This is a genomic window from Bacillus sp. XT-4 (assembly GCF_050864245.1).
Lineage (GTDB): Bacteria > Bacillota > Bacilli > Bacillales > Bacillaceae > Bacillus > Bacillus altitudinis.
Genome location: NZ_JBPAFI010000013.1, coordinates 1 through 18,426 on the forward strand (window position 1 = coordinate 1; position 18,426 = coordinate 18,426).

Consider the following 18,426-nt stretch of genomic DNA (forward strand, 5'->3'; position numbering starts at 1 on the left):
TTCCCCCTGTGAGAGTAGGACGCCGCCAAGCTTTTCAAAGGATCAGTTCCAGTCGGAACTGGTCTTTTTTGTGTTTTCTTCTAGCAGCATCATGATATAAGCCGGAAACTTGTCCTCTGCAATCTCCATATAACGTTCAATCATGACATAATCATCACTAATGTATTGAGATAAAAGCTCGTACCACCATTCTGTTTCGTAGCGGGCAATCATACTGAGGTTATACATTAACAAGTAATGGCTGATAATCTCAGGAATCCCTAAAAAGGCATCTCGTGTTGCTGGAATGAACCATTGATTCATTTCTAAATCATAATGAAGATGAGTAGCAAGAGCAGGGTTTTCTTCTGAAAATACATCAAATGTTAGTTTTTTAGCCTCTCGTTGCTTAAGCTTCCAAGTTGTATGGAACTCAAAATATTCAATAAAACGTTCGGCAGACATATTATAGAGCAAGGGAATATGATCTTGAATCAATATGCCATTGGCTTGCTCTACTTTAACTAAAGTCGCGGGCTGTTTTTGAAACTCAAGAATATGACCCATTTCAGGTATTTTTGAAAGGAGTTTGATCATCGTAAATCGCTCATCTTCAAGACCATTTAAATGAAATAAGTGCTTTAATACATGCATACATAATCCGTTTCGCTGAATCTTGACTTCATCCTCACTAAAGCGATAATGTTGCTTCTTTCTTTTTCTTGAGGTGACACCATGAGCTAAGACAGAGGTTTGAGAAGGATAGTCGGGATCCACTGTCAGCAAACATGCCTTTAACAGCTGTGCCATTCCATAAAACAATAAAATCGGTTTTAGTTCAAGTGGAGCTGATGCAGCTTGGTCATAAAATGTATGACCGTGCTTTAAAAAGTAAATAAATCGTTCACAGTTTTTATAGGCCTGCTGGTTTGCCTCCTGAATGTTCCGTTTCTCGTACTGTTGAAATAGAAACTTTTGGGAAGTTTCAAGTGAGTAAAAACGTTTTAAATCCTTCCATCCTGAACTTTTCATCTTCTTCCTCAACTCTCTTTATATTTTCTAAAAATTGCAACTGTTTGTTGCTTCCTTGACATGCTGTTTCCTAGTTGATAATCTACATATAATATTTTGCCGAAAAGAGGGGGATTTACTAATGTGGGAAAGTAAATTTTCAAAAGAAGGTTTGACGTTTGACGACGTGTTGCTTGTTCCAGCAAAGTCTGAGGTGCTTCCGCGTGATGTCAATTTATCAGTTGAGTTAACAAGCACTTTAAAGTTGAACATTCCAATTATTAGTGCAGGAATGGATACTGTGACGGAATCACAAATGGCGATTGCAATGGCACGTCAAGGTGGTCTTGGAATCATCCATAAGAACATGTCTATTGAGCAGCAAGCTGAACAAGTGGACAAGGTAAAACGTTCAGAGCGTGGTGTTATTACAAATCCATTTTTCTTAACACCGGATCATCAAGTATTCGATGCAGAACATTTAATGGGTAAATATCGTATTTCTGGTGTACCGATTGTCAATAACGAACAAGATCAAAAGCTTGTTGGGATTATTACGAACCGTGACCTTCGTTTTATTTCGGATTATTCAATGAAGATTAGCGACGTGATGACAAAAGAGGAACTTGTGACAGCTTCTGTTGGAACAACATTAGAAGAAGCTGAAAAAATCCTTCAGCAATATAAAATTGAAAAATTACCTCTTTTAGATGACGAAGGAACATTAAAAGGTCTCATCACCATCAAAGATATTGAAAAAGTGATTGAATTCCCTAACTCCTCTAAAGATGCACATGGCCGTTTAATTGTAGGTGCCGCTGTAGGTGTCACTGGCGATACAATGACTCGTGTGAAAAAATTAGTAGAAGCCAATGTTGATGTGATCGTCATTGATACAGCACACGGTCATTCTCAAGGTGTTCTAGACACTGTATCGAAAATCCGTGAAACGTATCCTTCTCTTAACATCATTGCTGGTAACGTTGCAACAGCTGAAGCAACAAAAGCATTGTTTGAAGCTGGAGCAGATATTGTAAAAGTGGGTATTGGACCAGGATCGATTTGTACAACACGTGTTGTTGCAGGGGTCGGTGTACCACAAATCACAGCGATTTATGACTGTGCAACAGAAGCAAGAAAACATGGTAAATCTATTATTGCAGATGGTGGAATTAAATATTCAGGTGATATCGTGAAAGCATTAGCTTCTGGTGGACATGCTGTTATGCTGGGAAGCCTGCTTGCTGGTACATCTGAAAGCCCAGGAGAAACAGAAATTTTCCAAGGCAGACGTTTCAAAGTATATCGTGGTATGGGTTCTGTTGCTGCAATGGAAAAAGGAAGTAAAGATCGTTACTTCCAAGAAGATAATAAAAAATTCGTTCCAGAAGGTATCGAAGGACGTACACCGTATAAAGGACCAGTTGTTGACACTGTTTACCAACTCGTTGGCGGTATTCGCTCTGGTATGGGCTACTGTGGAACACAGGACTTACGTACTCTTAGAGAAGAAGCACAATTCATTCGCATGACAGGTGCAGGTCTTCGTGAGAGCCATCCACATGATGTACAAATTACAAAAGAATCACCAAACTACACAATTTCTTGATAAATTGTGACAATCAAATTACATTTGACAGGGTCTATGACTCTGTCTATTTTTTTTGTCTTTATTGTGATAAAATTTATACTGTTGTGTCGAAATAAGCCCTTGTGGATTAAATATATATGAAAAACGTCGAAAAAAGATGAATACGGAGGTATGACGATTGAACAGCAAGATGTTGAAACAGCTTATGGTCTCTATCCTTGCATTGGCATTGATTGTTACTGCATTTACCCCAATGTCCAAAGCAAAAGCGGCTGAAGATCCATTCAATGTGAATGCGAAAGCAGCCATCCTTATTGAAGCTTCTACAGGTAAAATTCTTTATAGTAAAAACGCAGAACAAAGACTGCCTATTGCAAGTATGGCAAAGATGATGACAGAGTATCTATTACTAGAGGCGATTGCTGAAGGCAAAGTGAAATGGGATCAAACATATACGCCAGATGATTACGTGTACGAAATTTCTCAGGACCGTAGTTTATCCAATGTTCCATTGAGAAAAGATGGTTCGTATACTGTCAAAGAACTTTATCAAGCAACGGCTATTTATTCAGCAAATGCAGCAGCAATTGGTCTAGCAGAGGTAATCGCTGGATCAGAATCAAAGTTTGTTGAAAAAATGAATGCAAAAGCAAAAGAACTTGGCTTAACCAATTACAAATTCGTGAATGCAACTGGATTAGAAAATAAAGACTTACATGGCAAACAGCCAAAAGGTACGGGACCTGATGAAGAAAGCGAAGTTTCCGCAAAGGATATGGCTTTGCTTGCACAGCATCTCATCAAAGATCATCCAGAAATTCTTGAAACAGCAAGCATCGCGAAAACAAAGTTCAGAGAAGGCACAGATGACGAAATGGACATGCCAAACTGGAACTTTATGCTTAAAGGACTTGTGAAAGAATATGAAGGCGTAGACGGTCTGAAAACGGGCTCTACTGATTCAGCTGGTTCTAGCTTCACAGGTACAGCAAAACGCGGTGATATGCGTGTGATCGCAGTTGTCCTGAATGCAAAAGGGAATCTTCATACAGCTCGTTTTGATGTGGCGAAAAAATTGTTCGATTATGCCTTTAAAAACTTCACGATGAAAGAAATGTACAAAAAAGGCCAACAAATCAAGGGACATGAAAACATCGAAGTTGATAAAGGGAAAGATAAAGAAGTACCCGTCGTGACGAAAGAAGCTTTCTCTGTACCGGTTAAAAATGGTGATGAGAAGAGCTATAAAGCGAAAGTAAATATTGATAAAAAGAACCTAGAAGCTCCTATTAAAAAAGGAACGAAGGTTGGCATGCTGACGACTTCTTATTCTGGTGATGAGAAGGACTACGGCTATTTGAGTAAAGACCAATCAGGTGTTGAGCTTGTGACGAAAACAGGTGATGAAAAAGCAAACTGGTTCATCCTTGCAATGCGTGGTGTAGGAGGATTCTTCGCTGGCATTTGGGGCGGAATCGTCGACACAGTAAAAGGTTGGTTCTAATAAAAAACTGCTCTCTATATGTGAGAGCAGTTTTTTTATCGTTAAAAGAAAAGAGATTGTTTGTGGTTTTGAGGTGTAGACAAGGCCTGCTGAAAAATACCACATAACTTTTCCATACCTTCTGTCAGTGCCTTTTCATTCACATAAGAAAAACTAAGACGTATATAATTCTGCTTCGGCTCCCCAGGATAGCAGACAGAGCCAGGCAGGAAGGTGATTTGCTGCTTCCGTGCCTCATGTAATAGGGCACGTGTATCGACCCAGGAAGGAAAGCTAAGCCACAAATTGAGCCCGCCCTGTGGGATTTGCCACGTGACGTCCTTTGGCGCATGCTTTGTCAACACATCCATCATCAAATCGCGTCTCACCTTCAAGGCAGTTCTTAATTTTTTCGTATGATCGACCATCTTCTTGGATGTGAGAAACGGTAAGATCGCCTTTTGGGTGAGAAGCGGGCTCCCTAAATCATTATTGGCTTTTGCAGCTAATAAACGGTTAAATATAGAGCCTGACGCTGTAATAATTCCAATTCTGCATCCTGGAGCCAGTGTCTTGCTTAATCCTCGTAAATAAATGACGTGTCCATCGTGATCTAGGCTTTTAATGGGTGCCGGCGGTTTCTTTTCAAAATAAAGCTCACGATAAGGATCATCCTCTACAATGAGACAATCAATGCTTTGTGCCAGTAAAAGCAGCTGCTTTCTTCGTTTCATCGACATACTAGCACCTGTAGGACTGTGAAAAGTAGGGATGGTATAGATGAGCTTTGGTTTATATTTATCACAAATGCTTTGAAGCTGTTTCATGTTCATTCCTTCATGATCGACAGGAACCGTAATAATTCGTGCCCCTCTCCCCATAAAGACATCAATTGCGCCTGGATAGGTGGGCGCCTCCATGACAACTACATCATCCGGCCCGATAAATGTACGTGCTACTAAATCAAGCCCTTGCTGAGAACCGCTAGTGACAAGGATATTTTCAGGAGTAGAAGGGACATCTAATTTTTCTAGAAATGATTGAATGACCTGACGAAGCTGAAGGTCACCTTGTATTTCTCCGTATTTTGACATGATTTGAGGATGCCGGGCTAGGACATGCTGCATTTCTTTTTCTAAATACCGGTTAGGTAAAAGACCAGGATCAATCATAGAGGAAGAAAGATTAATGGCTTCTTCGACATAGTGATACTGAGCGAATTGAGACCTTGGTAAATAATCTGGAATCGATAACTGCCAATCGAAAGAAGTAGATGACTGAACCGGGATGTCAGTTTGCTCATGCTGCTCATTCACAAACGTACCTTTTCCTTGTACAGTCGTTAAAAATCCGTCGTCCTTAAGCCGTGTATAGGCTTTTGCTGCTGTGACAAGACTTACATTCAGCTGTTTCGCTAGATCACGTACAGTCGGCAGCTTATCGCCTTGCTGAAGCAGACCTGATTGAATGTGATCAACGATGGAAAAGTAAATCTGATTCGAAAGAGATGTATCTGAATGTCGATGGATATCAATATGCATGAAAATCCTCCAATGAGCGTGAAATTGTTATACATGGTTTCAGATTGTTATAGTTACATTATAACATGTCAATTACTCTTAAAAGAGGTAATGATGCTTTTTTAACTATAAAACCTTGATGTATAAGGGTTTATCCTTTTTTGTGAGCTGATTGAATTGTTATACTATTCTCTTTATTGTTATACTCTATCGCTTGTATGATAAAGGTGTTGAATCAATCGAATAGACAAATGGGAGGAAACAATTGTGAGCAATAAGGGAACTGAACGAGTAAAACGTGGAATGGCAGAAATGCAAAAAGGTGGCGTCATTATGGATGTCGTCAATGCTGAGCAGGCAAAAATCGCAGAAGAAGCAGGCGCAGTGGCAGTAATGGCACTAGAACGAGTACCAGCTGATATCCGTGCAGCAGGCGGTGTTGCCCGTATGGCAGATCCAAGAATCGTAGAAGAAGTACAAAATGCAGTAACGATTCCAGTCATGGCAAAAGCACGTATCGGCCACATCGTGGAAGCTCGTGTTCTTGAAGCACTTGGTGTTGATTATATTGATGAGAGTGAAGTGCTGACGCCCGCAGATGAGGAATTCCATTTAAATAAAAATGAATACACGGTACCTTTCGTATGTGGCTGTCGTGATCTAGGTGAGGCGACTCGCCGTATTGCAGAAGGCGCTTCAATGCTACGTACAAAAGGTGAGCCTGGTACAGGAAACATTGTAGAAGCTGTCCGTCATATGAGAAAGGTCAATGCTCAAATTCGTAAAGTGGCGGCAATGAGTGAAGATGAATTGATGACAGAAGCCAAAAATTTAGGCGCACCTTATGAATTATTGGTTCAAATTAAAAAAGAAGGCAAATTGCCAGTTGTAAACTTTGCAGCTGGAGGTGTTGCGACACCAGCAGATGCAGCATTAATGATGCAGCTTGGAGCAGATGGTGTATTTGTCGGCTCTGGTATCTTCAAATCAGACAATCCAGCGAAATTTGCAAAAGCGATTGTAGAAGCAACGACTCATTTCACAGATTACCGTCTAATTGCAGAGCTTTCTAAAGAGCTTGGAACAGCGATGAAAGGAATTGAAATTTCAAATCTATTGCCAGAAGAGCGTATGCAAGAGCGTGGCTGGTAATTAAGGGAGCGCAAACGAACATGCTAACAATTGGTGTACTAGGGCTTCAAGGAGCGGTGAGAGAGCATATTCAATCGATTGAAGCGTGTGGCTCAGCGGGAAAGATCATCAAACGGGTAGAGGAGTTAGAAATTGTTGACGGTCTCATTATCCCTGGTGGTGAAAGTACGACGATGAGAAGACTCATGGATACGTACCAATTCATTGAACCGATTAAAGCGTTCGCTGCTCAAGGTAAACCGATATTTGGGACTTGTGCCGGTTTGATTATGCTGGCAAAGCATATAGAAGATCGAGAAGATGCTCATCTTGGACTGTTAAATGTATCTGTTGCACGTAATTCGTTTGGCAGGCAGGTAGACAGCTTTGAAGCAGATGTAGAAGTGAAAGGACTGGATGCGCCGTTTACAGGAGTGTTCATCCGTGCGCCTCATATCATCAGCGCAGATGAGAGCGTAGAGGTCATGGCTGAGTATGACGGCAGGATTGTGATGGCGAAAGAAAACAATATCTTAGGTTGTTCTTTTCATCCAGAGCTGACAGATGACCACCGGTTAACACAGCTGTTTGTTGAGATGGTGGAGTCCTATAAAACGAAGCTTGCTGTATAAAACGGTTGAAAAGAGATAAAACTTATAGTACATTAAAATCACAATCAAAGATCGAAAAAGCGTTGACGGGAAATAGTAAGAAGCCCCTCTTTCTCAGAGAGCCGATGGTTGGTGAGAATCGGTGAAAGATGCATTCTGAATCCATCCTTGAGCGAAATGCTGAAACACGAAGTAAGCATTTACGGTGATGCCGTTACAGAGGAAAGAGGAAAGCATGCTTTTGGCGTGTTTTCAATCAGGGTGGCAACGCGAGAGCTCTCGTCCCTTTCATGGGATGAGGGCTCTTTTTATTTTTCGATAAAAAAGGAGTGTTACACATGCTGGATATTAAACAACTGCGCACGGATTTTGATCAAATCAAAGAAAAATTAGCCCATCGAGGTGAAGATTTAGCGGATTTTGATAAGTTTGGTGAACTGGATCAAAAAAGAAGAGAATTAATCGGCAAAACAGAAGTATTAAAGAGCCGAAGAAATGAAGTATCACAGCAAGTGGCTGTTCTAAAAAGAGAAAAGAAAGACGCCGATCACATTATTCAAGAAATGCGTGAGGTAGGCGATGAGATTAAGAAGTTGGATGATGAATTAAGAACAGTAGAGGAAAGCCTGCAAACCATCCTGTTCTCAATTCCAAACATCCCTCATGATTCTGTACCAGTCGGTGAAACAGAAGATGACAACATTGAAGTGAGAAAATGGGGCGAACAGCCAGCCTTCTCATTTGAACCAAAGCCGCATTGGGATGTAGCGGATGAACTGAAAATTTTGGATTTTGAACGTGCAGGAAAAGTGACAGGAAGCCGTTTCGTTTTTTATAAAGGGCTAGGCGCACGGTTAGAGCGTGCACTTTATAACTTTATGCTGGATTTACACGTAGATGAATTTGGTTTTACTGAAGTACTACCACCTTATATGGTCAACAGAGCAAGCATGACAGGAACTGGACAGCTTCCAAAGTTTGAAGAGGATGCTTTTAAAATTCGAGAAGAAGATTATTTCCTCATTCCAACGGCTGAAGTGCCAATTACGAACATGCACCGTGACGAGATTCTTGAAGGAGAGCAGCTACCAATCAATTATGCAGCATTTAGTGCTTGCTTTAGATCAGAAGCTGGTTCTGCCGGCAGAGATACGCGCGGACTCATCCGTCAGCACCAATTTAACAAAGTAGAGCTTGTGAAATTTGTCAGACCAGAAGATTCTTATGAAGAATTAGAGAAACTAACAAACCAAGCAGAAAAAGTTCTTCAGTTATTGAACCTGTCATACCGTGTCATGAGCATGTGTACAGGAGATTTAGGCTTTACGGCTGCGAAGAAATACGATATCGAAGTATGGATTCCAAGCCAAAATACGTATCGTGAAATTTCTTCTTGCAGTAACTTTGAAGCGTTCCAAGCGAGACGAGCAAACATTCGTTTCCGCCCTGAGCCTAAAGCCAAGCCAGAACACGTCCACACATTAAATGGATCTGGTTTAGCAGTAGGAAGAACTGTTGCAGCCATTTTAGAAAACTATCAACAAGAGGATGGAACAGTGATCATTCCTGAGGTGTTACGTCCTTATATGGGAAATAAAGAAGTGATAAAATAAGATGCCGTCATGGCATCTTATTCTTTTTACCTAAACTTCTACAGCTTTTCTAAAATAAGCCGATAAAAGAACTAAAAGCATCTAGGAAAGAAGGAATAACCTTGAATAGGCTTGACTATTATGTTGAAATGGCTCAATTACTCAGAAAAGTTCTAGATGAAAGTGTCCTTTTCGGCATCACTGATACAGAAAAGGTACTTTGCTATTATCCATCGACCACAGTAGATTTTGGCATTAAAGTAGGGGACGCTTTAAACCCAGAGGACCAAAACGTGGCGACGACATTAAGAGGACAAGAATATGATGGGCATTTGCCAGAGTCTTTATATGGTTATGAAATTGCTGTAAAAGGTTATCCGATTTTTGATGAAGATAGAAAAGTGATTGGCTCCTTTTTAGTGGCTTTTTCACATCATCGTGAGAAGAAATTAAGCGGCTATATGGAACATATCAATAAAGTAGCGAAAGAGTTACAAGGTGGAATTGAGCAAATTGCTGCTCATTCTCAAGAACTGGCTGCGACAAGCTTAGAAATTAGTGAGCAGGCCGGAAGAGCAGAAGAGAAATCCGCAAACATTGAAGAAGTCGTCAAAACCATTGGCGGTATTGCGAGACAAACAAACCTGTTAGGACTCAATGCTGCAATTGAAGCGGCAAGAGCAGGTGAAAATGGAAAAGGCTTTGCTGTTGTTGCAGACGAGGTACGTAAGTTATCAGATGGATCAAAGGAAGCAGCTGAAACCATTAATGCATTTTTAAAAGAAATCCAAGACAGCATTGGCACTTTATCTGAAAATATCTCACAAATCAGCAGTTCAACAAACGAACAAGCTAAACAAGTGACAGACTTTACAAAGATTATTGAGTCATTAAATGATTTTAAAGAAGAGATGAATACTTTTATTGAAGAAATTAGACAGGATACGTAATAGATGAAGAGCAGCCGATAATCGGCTGCTTCAGCGTGTAGACAAACCCTCGCATTCTTTGTCAGTCCTGCGTGCTGGTGCTCACGAATGCCAAATTCGCTCCGCGCCAGTACTCGTCCTTCCTAGACTTCAAAGGTTTTCTATTACGCTGAAAAGAAGACAAAAGGCTAAAATAAAGTTCATTTTAGCTTTTTATAGGCTAAACATCATACCAAAATCAAATGTTGAAATTTTTTTCGGAAAGATGTTGACTTAAAATAAGATGATATGATATATTAATTCTTGTCGATACGGAGGAATACCCAAGTCCGGCTGAAGGGATCGGTCTTGAAAACCGACAGGGGTGTCAAAGCCCGCGGGGGTTCGAATCCCTCTTCCTCCGCCATATTGATTTTACCTTAGTTGAATTGAAACGCATAAAAATTGGAAATTGTCAAACCGCTGCATTCGAGAAATGCAGCGGTTTTTTTTATTTTGTGTTAGAGCGATTTTTTTGAATAACAGAAGCAATTTCATGAAGAATTGGCTCAAGTGAGCTTTCATCATGAAGTAAGTCGTAATCTTCAATATTAATTTTAATCACAGGGCACAGATCAAATTGTTCGATCCATTCTGTGTATCGAGTGTACATTTCTTCCCAATATGCTCGATCGGTTTGAGTTTCCATCTCTCTCCCGCGCTCTTCAATACGTTGTAATATATGATCTAAATCCCCATGCAAGTAAATGAGGACATCTGGGTGAGGGAAGTAAGGTGTCATCACCATCGCCTCAAATAGACTTGTATACGTTTCATAGTCTACCTCTGACATGGTACCTTTGTCTGCGTGCATTTTAGCAAAAATACCAGTGTCCTCATAAATGGACCGATCTTGTACATAACCTCCACCAGACTCGAAGATTCGTTTCTGCTCCTTAAAACGTTCAGCTAGGAAATAGACCTGTAAATGAAAGCTCCATCTTTGGAAATCTGAATAAAAAGGCTCTAAGTATGGATTATCATCTACTTTTTCGAGAGAAGTTTGAAATCCTAGCTTGTCCGCTATTGTTTTCGTCATGGTCGATTTTCCGACACCAACTGTCCCTGCAATTGTAATGACAGCATCCTTTGGTATTTCAATATTTTTCATAGTACTTGCTCCTTTATGTTCTGTACAATTTGCTGGTAATCTTGCTGTGAGGAAACGAAGTCTGTATGATCGCCTTCAATTGTAATAATAGGAACCCCTGGGTCAGTTTGTTTTAAATGCTCGATGGCCAACTCATAATCTTCAATCAAGGTTTTTAAATAAGCTGGATCAATGTCTTCTTCAAAAGATCGGCCTCTCATCTTTATTCTATCAAGTAAGGTGGGAAGGCTGGCTTTTATATAGATCATGGCATTTGGTTTAGGAAGATCATCTGTCAGCAAGTGATAGATTTTTCTGTATTTATCCATGTGCTTTTTGGATAAGGTTCTTTCTGCAAATATCATATTTTTATAGACATGATAATCAGTGACAATCGGCTGCTGTTTTTTGACATAGTTCTCTTCAATAGATTCTAACTGTTTAAACCGATTACATAGAAAGAACATCTCAAGCTGAAAGCTCCATTGTTCCATATCTTCATAAAATTTATCTAAGAATGGATTTTCTTCTACAATTTCTTTTACTAAAGGAAATTGAAATTCCTTTGAAAGCATTGTAGCCAAGGTTGTTTTTCCGGCTCCAATTGGGCCTTCCACTGCAATAAAAGGGGCAGGATACATAGGCGTTCTCCTCTATCTATAAAGTTGTCAAACCAATGTATATTGTACCATACCCCTTCTGAGAGATAGAGCGTATGAATTACGATGTCGTTCTTTTTTCAATATTAAATTGATCTGATAACAACAACCAGTTTTGTGGGAAGGATAGACCTAATTTCCAGTAAGCAATTCCATTTAGGTTTAACTCTTTAATGAGATTAAATTTGGCTTGAATGGATCTTGCATCTTCAAACCAAACCTCGTGTTCTTTGTTGTTAGCATCTGTATAACGGAAATAAGGTGCTTGTGCTGTTTCGTCGTATAAAATAGATACATTATTCTCTCTAGCAATGGCAATCGCTTGTTGAGGGCTGACGGCTTTGGCGATAGGGCCTCCTTGAACATAAGGAAGCGTCCAATCATAACCATATAAATTCTGCCCCATCACAATTTTATTGGCAGGTATGACAGTCAGTGCATATTCAATGACTTGGCGGACAGGGCCGATCGGAGAGACGGCTTGTGCAGGCCCGCCGCTGTAGCCCCACTCATAAGTCATTAGCACAACATGATCAACGATCTTACCGATTGCTTCATAGTCATGCGCCTCATACCACTTTCCTTTCTGTTCACTGCTTGTTTTAGGAGCAAGTGCCACAGAAATAGTCCAACCCTGTTGATGAAAACGAGTTGTTGCTTCTCTTAAAAATTGAAGGTAGGCTTCTTTATCAACAGGGCGTAAATATTCAAAGTCAAAATGGATTTCTTTTAACTGATACTTTTGAGCAACGCGGACGATTTCATTTAATAATGTTGTTTTGACAGATTGATTTGTTAAAAGGATTCGCCCGAGTTCATCACTAAATTTATCATTCTCTAGATTTGTGACTACCATGGATAAAACCGTTCTGCTTTGAGCGGCAATCTGAGGCAATTGATCTAATGGTGGCTCGCGAAGTGTACCGTCTCTTTGCGCTTGAAAACTAAAAGCGCCGAGATGTGTTAAGTATGGAGATGCCTCTCTGGCTGCTTGCTTTAAATTTTCGCTGACTTGGTTTCCGCGAGGTTCTATATAAGCGTTAGAATTAATATTTCTTTTCGGTCTTTGTGGAATATAAAGCAAAAAACGAACAGGCAATATGGCTTCAGGCCGAATCCGATTCACACGTGCCAATTCTTCTACCGAAATTTGAAATCTTCTTCCAATTTGATAAAGTGTATCATTTTGTTTGACCTCATAAAATTGACCTCTAATAGGGATGACAATTGTTTGTCCAACGACTAGTTGATTTGGTGTTTCGATGTCGTTGGTCCGAATGATTTCATTTACCGTTGTTTTAAAACGCATGGCAATCTCATTTAACGTATCTCCTCTTTTGACAACATAAATTTGAATGGTCAACGCCCCCTTTGTTATTGCTAACAATTTATGAGGGTGTTAGATAAATCATGTTTGATTTTCATCCGTGATCTCTTTAGTGGTTGTGATTTTGGCGAGGAGAACGTTCTCCATCATCGTTAAAGCGTACTCGTTGTCCCTATCATCATTTGAAGCAATACAATCTTTAGGTACAGTGAGATTGTACTCTCGCATGTAAGCGTCATTTGCAGTGAACAGGACACAGATGTTTCCGGCAATTCCAGTTAAAATAAGTTCTTGCACACCTAATTCATTTAGGAGTGTCTCTAGTGCTGTTCCGTAAAAAGCAGAGTGCTTAGGTTTAATTAAGAAATAATCATCTTTAGATGGTGCCATTTGCTTTAAAATAGGGGTACTTCTTTCGTTTTTACATGTTTCCATAACAGCTTTGATATCAGCCTTCCAGAGTCCATAGTGGTCGTTGATATAGATAATTGGCCAATTTTTCTTGAAAGCGTGTTGTTTAAGGGCTAAAATTTTATTGGTCATTTGCTCTGTTTTTTCAGCGAGCACATGTCCCATTTCGAAATCAAAATTATTGATCATGTCAATAATAAGCAGTGCCTTTTGTTGTTTTGGCAAATCAAGACCCCCTTTAAAAGATTGTGATAATATGTTAACCTCAATATCCTTTAAAAAAACATGAAAAGAGAGCCGTGCTATGACGAAAGATGAACAGTTTATGCAAGAAGCTATTTCTGAAGCTTTGAAAGCAAAACGAATAGGAGAAGTTCCAATCGGTGCCGTCATCGTTGTTGATGATCAAATTGTAAGCCGTGCTCACAATTTAAGGGAAAGTGAACAGCGATCAATTGCTCATGCGGAATTACTTGCTATTGATGAAGCGTGTAAAATGACTGGTAGCTGGCGTTTAGAAGATGCTATACTTTATGTAACACTCGAACCGTGCCCAATGTGTGCAGGCGCTATTGTACTTTCAAGAGTGAAAAAGGTCGTTTTTGGTGCCTATGATCCTAAAGGTGGATGTGCTGGTACTTTAATGAATATATTGGACGATGAGCGGTTCAATCATCAGTCTGAAGTCATTGGCGGTGTGCTTGAAAATGAGTGTGGTGAGCTGTTAAGTCAGTTCTTTCGAGACCTCCGTCAGCAGAAGAAGCAAGCGAAAAGTAAATGAATGGATGTCGTTTGCAATTTCATCACTTAGAAGGTATACTTATGTCTGCGTCACCAACAATTTAATATTCATTTTGCCGTGCTAAGCGGGGAGGTAGCGGTGCCCTGTACTCGCAATCCGCTCTAGCGAGGCCGAATCCCTTCTCAAGGTTCGTTTACTTCAAGGTCTGCCTTAAATAAGTGGTGTTGACGTCTGGGTCCTGCGCAATGGGAATTCATGAACCATGTCAGGTCCGGAAGGAAGCAGCATTAAGTGAAACCTCTCATGTGCCGCAGGGTTGCCTGGGCCGAGCTAACTGTTTAAGTAACGCTTGGGGTAGCGAATCGACAGAAGGTGCACGGTAAATCAATATTAAATGTAACTCATCTAGTTTATCTAGGTGAGTTTTTTGTTGCTATTGAAAGAATATATCAGTTGTTTTGTTTATACAAATAGCAAAAAAGCCATTTTTAGGGTGAGGTTTTTTGAAGTAATTCATATAGGGAACGAATGTTCTTATTGATCTGGCAGACATTTTCAGAAAGCAGGAAAACACGTTTTTTAATCAAGAAAAGTAAAAAGTCTTTAAAGGAAATGCTCTTTTTCGTTTATTAGAAAATAAAGGTGTACTTTTGAATTGATCGTTGCATCATGTATAATGAACATGATGATAAATGGAGGAGGGCGTATTTGTGAGTTATCAAGCTTTATACCGAGTGTTCAGACCTCAAGTTTTTGAGGATGTTGTTGGACAAGAACACATCACAAAAACGTTGCAAAATGCCCTTTTGCAGAAAAAGTTTTCTCATGCTTACTTATTTTCAGGTCCTAGAGGAACAGGTAAAACAAGTGCTGCCAAGATTTTTGCGAAAGCAGTGAACTGTGAAAAGTCACCTGTTAGTGAGCCGTGTAATGAGTGTGATGCCTGTAGAGGGATTACGACCGGTTCGATTTCAGACGTGATTGAAATAGATGCTGCCTCAAATAACGGGGTAGATGAAATTCGGGATATACGTGATAAAGTGAAATTTGCTCCTTCAGCGGTTACATATAAGGTTTATATTATAGATGAGGTACATATGCTCTCTATCGGGGCATTTAATGCACTTCTTAAAACGCTAGAGGAACCACCTGCTCATTGTATCTTTATTTTGGCTACCACAGAGCCTCATAAGATTCCTCTTACCATCATATCAAGATGTCAGAGATTTGATTTTAAACGGATCACGACAAAAGATATTGTTGGACGAATGGAGAAAATTGTAGATGCAGAAAGCCTAAATATACAAGAGGGTTCACTCGAGATTATTGCTAGTGCGGCAGATGGAGGCATGCGTGACGCACTTAGTCTCCTTGACCAAGCGATCTCATTTAGTGGTGAACAGCTCACAATTGATGATGCACTGCTCATTACAGGTGCTGTATCTCAGCATTTCATTAGTCAGCTTGCTGAAGCCATTTTTGAGCAAAATATTGCGATAGCGCTGGATACGTTAAATGAATTGCTTCAACAGGGGAAAGATGCCGCGAAATTAATAGAGGATATGATCTTCTACTTTAGAGATATGCTTCTTTACAAAACAGCACCGGATCTTGAAGGTGTCCTTGAAAAAGTCAAAGTCGACGATAAGTTTGTAGCTCTTTCAGAACGTGTGGCACCTCAGTTTCTTTATGAAACGATTGAAGTGCTGAATAAAAGCCATCAGGAAATGAAATGGACAAACCATCCTAGAATTTTCTTTGAAGTAGCTGTGGTTAAGCTCTGTCAGTCAACGGCTGGTGCTGTATCATCTCCGGCTGATTCCGACCTGACAGCGTTAACGAATAAAATAGACAGGCTGGAACAGGAGCTATCTAGGCTAAAAGCTGAGGGTGTTCCAATGACTCAGTCTCAGAGTCCTCAAGCAAAAACGGAAGCACCTCGACCTCAAACGAGTAATAAAAATGGCTATCGTGCACCTGTCGGTCGAATTCATGAGATTTTAAAAGAAGCGAAGCGACCGGAACTAGAAAAAATAAAAGGCAAATGGGGAGAGCTTCTTGCCCAATTAAAACAGCAAAATAAGGTATCTCACGCTGCGCTATTAACAGATAGTGAACCAGTTGCGGCGGCAACTCATGCCTTTGTTTTAAAATTCAAATTTGAAATACATTGTAAGATGGTGGCCGAAGATAAAAGTGGTGTTCGAACCAATCTTGAGCAACTGCTAGAATCTATGCTAGGAAAAAGAGTGGAATTAGTTGGCGTTCCTGACGCTCAATGGGGTAAAATAAGAGAAGAATTTTTAAGAGATCATCAGCCTGAAGAACAAGCAGATGGTCAGGCAGCTTCTGCTGAAGAAGATCCATTAATTGCAGAAGCAAAGAAGTTAGTAGGAACCGATTTAATTGAAATTAAAGATTAACAATTTGAAAGAGAGTGGTGTTCATATGCGCGGTGGAATGGGAAATATGCAAAAAATGATGAAACAAATGCAAAAAATGCAGAAGGATATGGCTAAGGCTCAAGAAGAGCTTGCAGAAAAAGTCCTTGAAGGTACGGCAGGTGGCGGTATGGTCACTGTAAAAGTAAATGGACAAAAAGAAGTCGTTGATGTGGCAATTAATGAAGAAGTTGTTGATCCTGAAGACATCGATATGCTTCAAGACCTTGTACTTGCAGCAACAAATGATGCATTGAAAAAAGTTGATGAACTAACGAATGAAACAATGGGTCAATTCACAAAAGGAATGAACATGCCAGGTTTATTCTAGGAGGAATAACTAAAGATGCAATATCCTGAACCAATATCAAAGCTGATTGACAGCTTTATGAAATTGCCAGGAATCGGACCTAAAACTGCGGTCCGTCTGGCTTTTTTTGTTCTTAGTATGCAGGAAGACGTCGTGCTGGATTTTGCGAAGGCACTTGTTAATGCAAAGCGTAATTTAACTTATTGTTCTGTTTGCGGACATATCACTGATCAGGATCCTTGCTATATTTGTGAAGATACAAGAAGAGATCAATCTGTGATCTGTGTCGTGCAGGATCCAAAAGATGTGATTGCAATGGAAAAAATGAAAGAATACAACGGCTTATATCATGTGCTTCATGGAGCTATTTCTCCAATGGACGGAATAGGACCAGAGGATATTAAAATTCCTGACTTATTAAAAAGATTACAAGACGATCAAGTCACAGAGGTCATTCTTGCAACCAACCCAAACATTGAAGGAGAAGCGACAGCCATGTATATCTCTAGATTGTTGAAACCATCAGGAATTAAACTCTCTCGCATTGCTCACGGACTCCCAGTAGGTGGAGATTTAGAGTATGCGGATGAAGTCACACTTTCTAAGGCTCTAGAAGGCAGACGTGAGATGTAGGAAGGAGAAGTACGGTACATGGGTTTTCTTCGCAGAAAATCAATTCGAAAAGAATTCGATGAGATATTAATTCAACAGCTTTTTAAGCAAAAGGAAGAATGGAACAGACAAAAAAAGCTTGTCGCAAATAGCGTTGAGCCTTCACCGGACATTCTATTCGAATTAAAGCTTGCTCAAGCGAAGTACTTTTTCTATCTGAGAGAAGCGAAAAAGAGAAATTTACGTTTAAACAACTGGAGGTAGCAGGTCTATTTTACATAATCCTCTCATATGCTTGTACTATTCATATGAAGAGGAGATGAGAGGATTATGGAACCTGTTATTGTGATTGGTTCAATTTTGTTAGCTGTTTTATTGTTGTTTATGTCAGGTGTTCAAGCGAATCCATTCAAATGGTTAGGGCTTATTGGAGTTAAGTTTGTCGCAGGTGCTCTTTTTTTATTTTGTCTCAATTTATTCGGTGAGAGTTTAGGGCTTCATGTTTCCATTAACCCTGTAACGAGTGGAATTAGTGGTTTGTTGGGCATTCCAGGTGTAGCAGCTTTAGTCGTAATTGAAAAGTTTATTATTTAATGCAAAATATTGTTGACTTTGATTATATATGGTGGTAAATTAATATACGTCGCTGATGACGAAGAAACGAAAAAACATAATAACAAAAAAGTTGTTGACACTAACAACTTGGACGTGATAAGATGTTCTAGTCGCTTCTGAAGCGGTAAACAAGTTCTTTGAAAACTAAACAAGACAAAACGTACCTGTTAATTCGAGTTTTTATAAAAAAATCCTATGATATTTCATAGGTAGTCAGTCAAACTGGCGAAAAACAAAACTTCGGTTTTGAACTTTTTCGGAGAGTTTGATCCTGGCTCAGGACGAACGCTGGCGGCGTGCCTAATACATGCAAGTCGAGCGGACAGAAGGGAG

General features: G+C 39.9%; 17 protein-coding genes, 1 tRNA gene, 1 rRNA gene, 1 other RNA gene, 1 pseudogene and 1 other annotated feature. Of the genes and pseudogenes, 15 read left to right on the plus strand and 6 right to left on the minus strand.

The window, feature by feature from the left end:
• Positions 1 to 42 precede the first annotated feature (42 nt).
• Complete coding sequence (locus ACRRMM_RS18895) at positions 43 to 1,011, minus strand: YaaC family protein (protein ID WP_050826822.1); 969 nt, start codon at positions 1,009 to 1,011, stop codon at positions 43 to 45.
• A 121-nt stretch (positions 1,012 to 1,132) separates the two neighbouring features.
• Here ACRRMM_RS18895 and guaB point away from each other — a divergent pair, with 121 nt between their 5' ends.
• Positions 1,133 to 2,599 carry an IMP dehydrogenase gene (gene guaB, locus ACRRMM_RS18900; protein WP_008342039.1) on the plus strand — a complete coding sequence of 489 codons (1,467 nt, stop codon included), beginning with the start codon at positions 1,133 to 1,135 and terminating at the stop codon, positions 2,597 to 2,599.
• A 160-nt stretch (positions 2,600 to 2,759) separates the two neighbouring features.
• A complete protein-coding gene (locus ACRRMM_RS18905) occupies positions 2,760 to 4,085 on the plus strand; it encodes a D-alanyl-D-alanine carboxypeptidase family protein (RefSeq protein WP_008342036.1) in 1,326 nt (441 codons plus the stop codon).
• A gap of 41 nt (positions 4,086 to 4,126) precedes the next feature.
• Here ACRRMM_RS18905 and ACRRMM_RS18910 read toward each other — a convergent pair whose 3' ends face one another.
• A complete protein-coding gene (locus tag ACRRMM_RS18910) occupies positions 4,127 to 5,605 on the minus strand; it encodes a PLP-dependent aminotransferase family protein (protein ID WP_144684927.1) in 1,479 nt (492 codons plus the stop codon).
• A 246-nt stretch (positions 5,606 to 5,851) separates the two neighbouring features.
• Between ACRRMM_RS18910 and pdxS the strand changes: the two genes are divergently transcribed.
• The 5 genes and pseudogenes from pdxS (at position 5,852) to ACRRMM_RS18935 (ending at position 10,253) form a co-directional block, all read left to right on the plus strand.
• Complete coding sequence (gene pdxS / locus ACRRMM_RS18915) at positions 5,852 to 6,736, plus strand: pyridoxal 5'-phosphate synthase lyase subunit PdxS (protein WP_025206589.1); 885 nt, start codon at positions 5,852 to 5,854, stop codon at positions 6,734 to 6,736.
• A gap of 20 nt (positions 6,737 to 6,756) precedes the next feature.
• The gene (gene pdxT, locus ACRRMM_RS18920) at positions 6,757 to 7,347 is read left to right on the plus strand and encodes a pyridoxal 5'-phosphate synthase glutaminase subunit PdxT (RefSeq protein ID WP_428828730.1); all 591 of its coding nucleotides are present in this window, start codon (positions 6,757 to 6,759) and stop codon (positions 7,345 to 7,347) included.
• 53 nt (positions 7,348 to 7,400) lie between these two features.
• Positions 7,401 to 7,616 (plus strand) — a binding site (T-box leader).
• 48 nt (positions 7,617 to 7,664) lie between these two features.
• The gene (serS, locus tag ACRRMM_RS18925; RefSeq protein WP_432450926.1) at positions 7,665 to 8,939 is read left to right on the plus strand and encodes a serine--tRNA ligase; all 1,275 of its coding nucleotides are present in this window, start codon (positions 7,665 to 7,667) and stop codon (positions 8,937 to 8,939) included.
• Positions 8,940 to 9,535: 596 nt separating this feature from the next.
• A pseudogene (locus ACRRMM_RS18930) lies at positions 9,536 to 9,868 on the plus strand (methyl-accepting chemotaxis protein); the annotation flags it as partial.
• Between the two features lie 292 nt (positions 9,869 to 10,160).
• A tRNA-Ser gene (locus tag ACRRMM_RS18935) sits at positions 10,161 to 10,253 on the plus strand.
• 84 nt (positions 10,254 to 10,337) lie between these two features.
• Here ACRRMM_RS18935 and ACRRMM_RS18940 read toward each other — a convergent pair.
• From ACRRMM_RS18940 to ACRRMM_RS18955, 4 genes are all read right to left on the minus strand, one after another.
• On the minus strand, positions 10,338 to 10,997 hold the full coding sequence (locus ACRRMM_RS18940; protein ID WP_035391602.1) for a deoxynucleoside kinase: 660 nt from the start codon (positions 10,995 to 10,997) through the stop codon (positions 10,338 to 10,340).
• A complete protein-coding gene (locus tag ACRRMM_RS18945) occupies positions 10,994 to 11,617 on the minus strand; it encodes a deoxynucleoside kinase (RefSeq protein ID WP_017359014.1) in 624 nt (207 codons plus the stop codon). Before ACRRMM_RS18945 ends, ACRRMM_RS18940 begins: the two co-directional genes overlap by 4 nt.
• Before the next feature lie 79 nt (positions 11,618 to 11,696).
• Entirely contained in the window at positions 11,697 to 12,944 is a 1,248-nt protein-coding gene (locus tag ACRRMM_RS18950; RefSeq protein WP_234703937.1) for a glycoside hydrolase family 18 protein, read from the minus strand.
• Between the two features lie 99 nt (positions 12,945 to 13,043).
• Complete coding sequence (locus ACRRMM_RS18955) at positions 13,044 to 13,598, minus strand: isochorismatase family cysteine hydrolase (protein ID WP_428828731.1); 555 nt, start codon at positions 13,596 to 13,598, stop codon at positions 13,044 to 13,046.
• A 79-nt stretch (positions 13,599 to 13,677) separates the two neighbouring features.
• On the opposite strand from ACRRMM_RS18955, the gene tadA reads away from it, so the two are divergent.
• The 8 genes from tadA to ACRRMM_RS18995 form a co-directional block, all read left to right on the plus strand.
• Entirely contained in the window at positions 13,678 to 14,154 is a 477-nt protein-coding gene (tadA, locus tag ACRRMM_RS18960) for a tRNA adenosine(34) deaminase TadA (RefSeq protein WP_268359725.1), read from the plus strand.
• A gap of 76 nt (positions 14,155 to 14,230) precedes the next feature.
• An RNA gene (gene ffs, locus ACRRMM_RS18965) (signal recognition particle sRNA large type) lies at positions 14,231 to 14,495 on the plus strand.
• 330 nt (positions 14,496 to 14,825) lie between these two features.
• Positions 14,826 to 16,538, plus strand: coding sequence for a DNA polymerase III subunit gamma/tau (gene dnaX / locus ACRRMM_RS18970; protein ID WP_008342013.1), 1,713 nt, complete (start codon positions 14,826 to 14,828; stop codon positions 16,536 to 16,538).
• A gap of 25 nt (positions 16,539 to 16,563) precedes the next feature.
• The gene (locus ACRRMM_RS18975; protein WP_008342011.1) at positions 16,564 to 16,887 is read left to right on the plus strand and encodes a YbaB/EbfC family nucleoid-associated protein; all 324 of its coding nucleotides are present in this window, start codon (positions 16,564 to 16,566) and stop codon (positions 16,885 to 16,887) included.
• 15 nt (positions 16,888 to 16,902) lie between these two features.
• Positions 16,903 to 17,499, plus strand: coding sequence for a recombination protein RecR (gene recR, locus ACRRMM_RS18980; protein WP_003218094.1), 597 nt, complete (start codon positions 16,903 to 16,905; stop codon positions 17,497 to 17,499).
• A gap of 18 nt (positions 17,500 to 17,517) precedes the next feature.
• The gene (locus tag ACRRMM_RS18985) at positions 17,518 to 17,742 is read left to right on the plus strand and encodes a YaaL family protein (RefSeq protein WP_008342008.1); all 225 of its coding nucleotides are present in this window, start codon (positions 17,518 to 17,520) and stop codon (positions 17,740 to 17,742) included.
• Between the two features lie 66 nt (positions 17,743 to 17,808).
• Entirely contained in the window at positions 17,809 to 18,072 is a 264-nt protein-coding gene (locus tag ACRRMM_RS18990; protein ID WP_008342006.1) for a pro-sigmaK processing inhibitor BofA family protein, read from the plus strand.
• 274 nt (positions 18,073 to 18,346) lie between these two features.
• Positions 18,347 to 18,426 (plus strand): 16S ribosomal RNA (locus ACRRMM_RS18995); the annotation flags it as partial.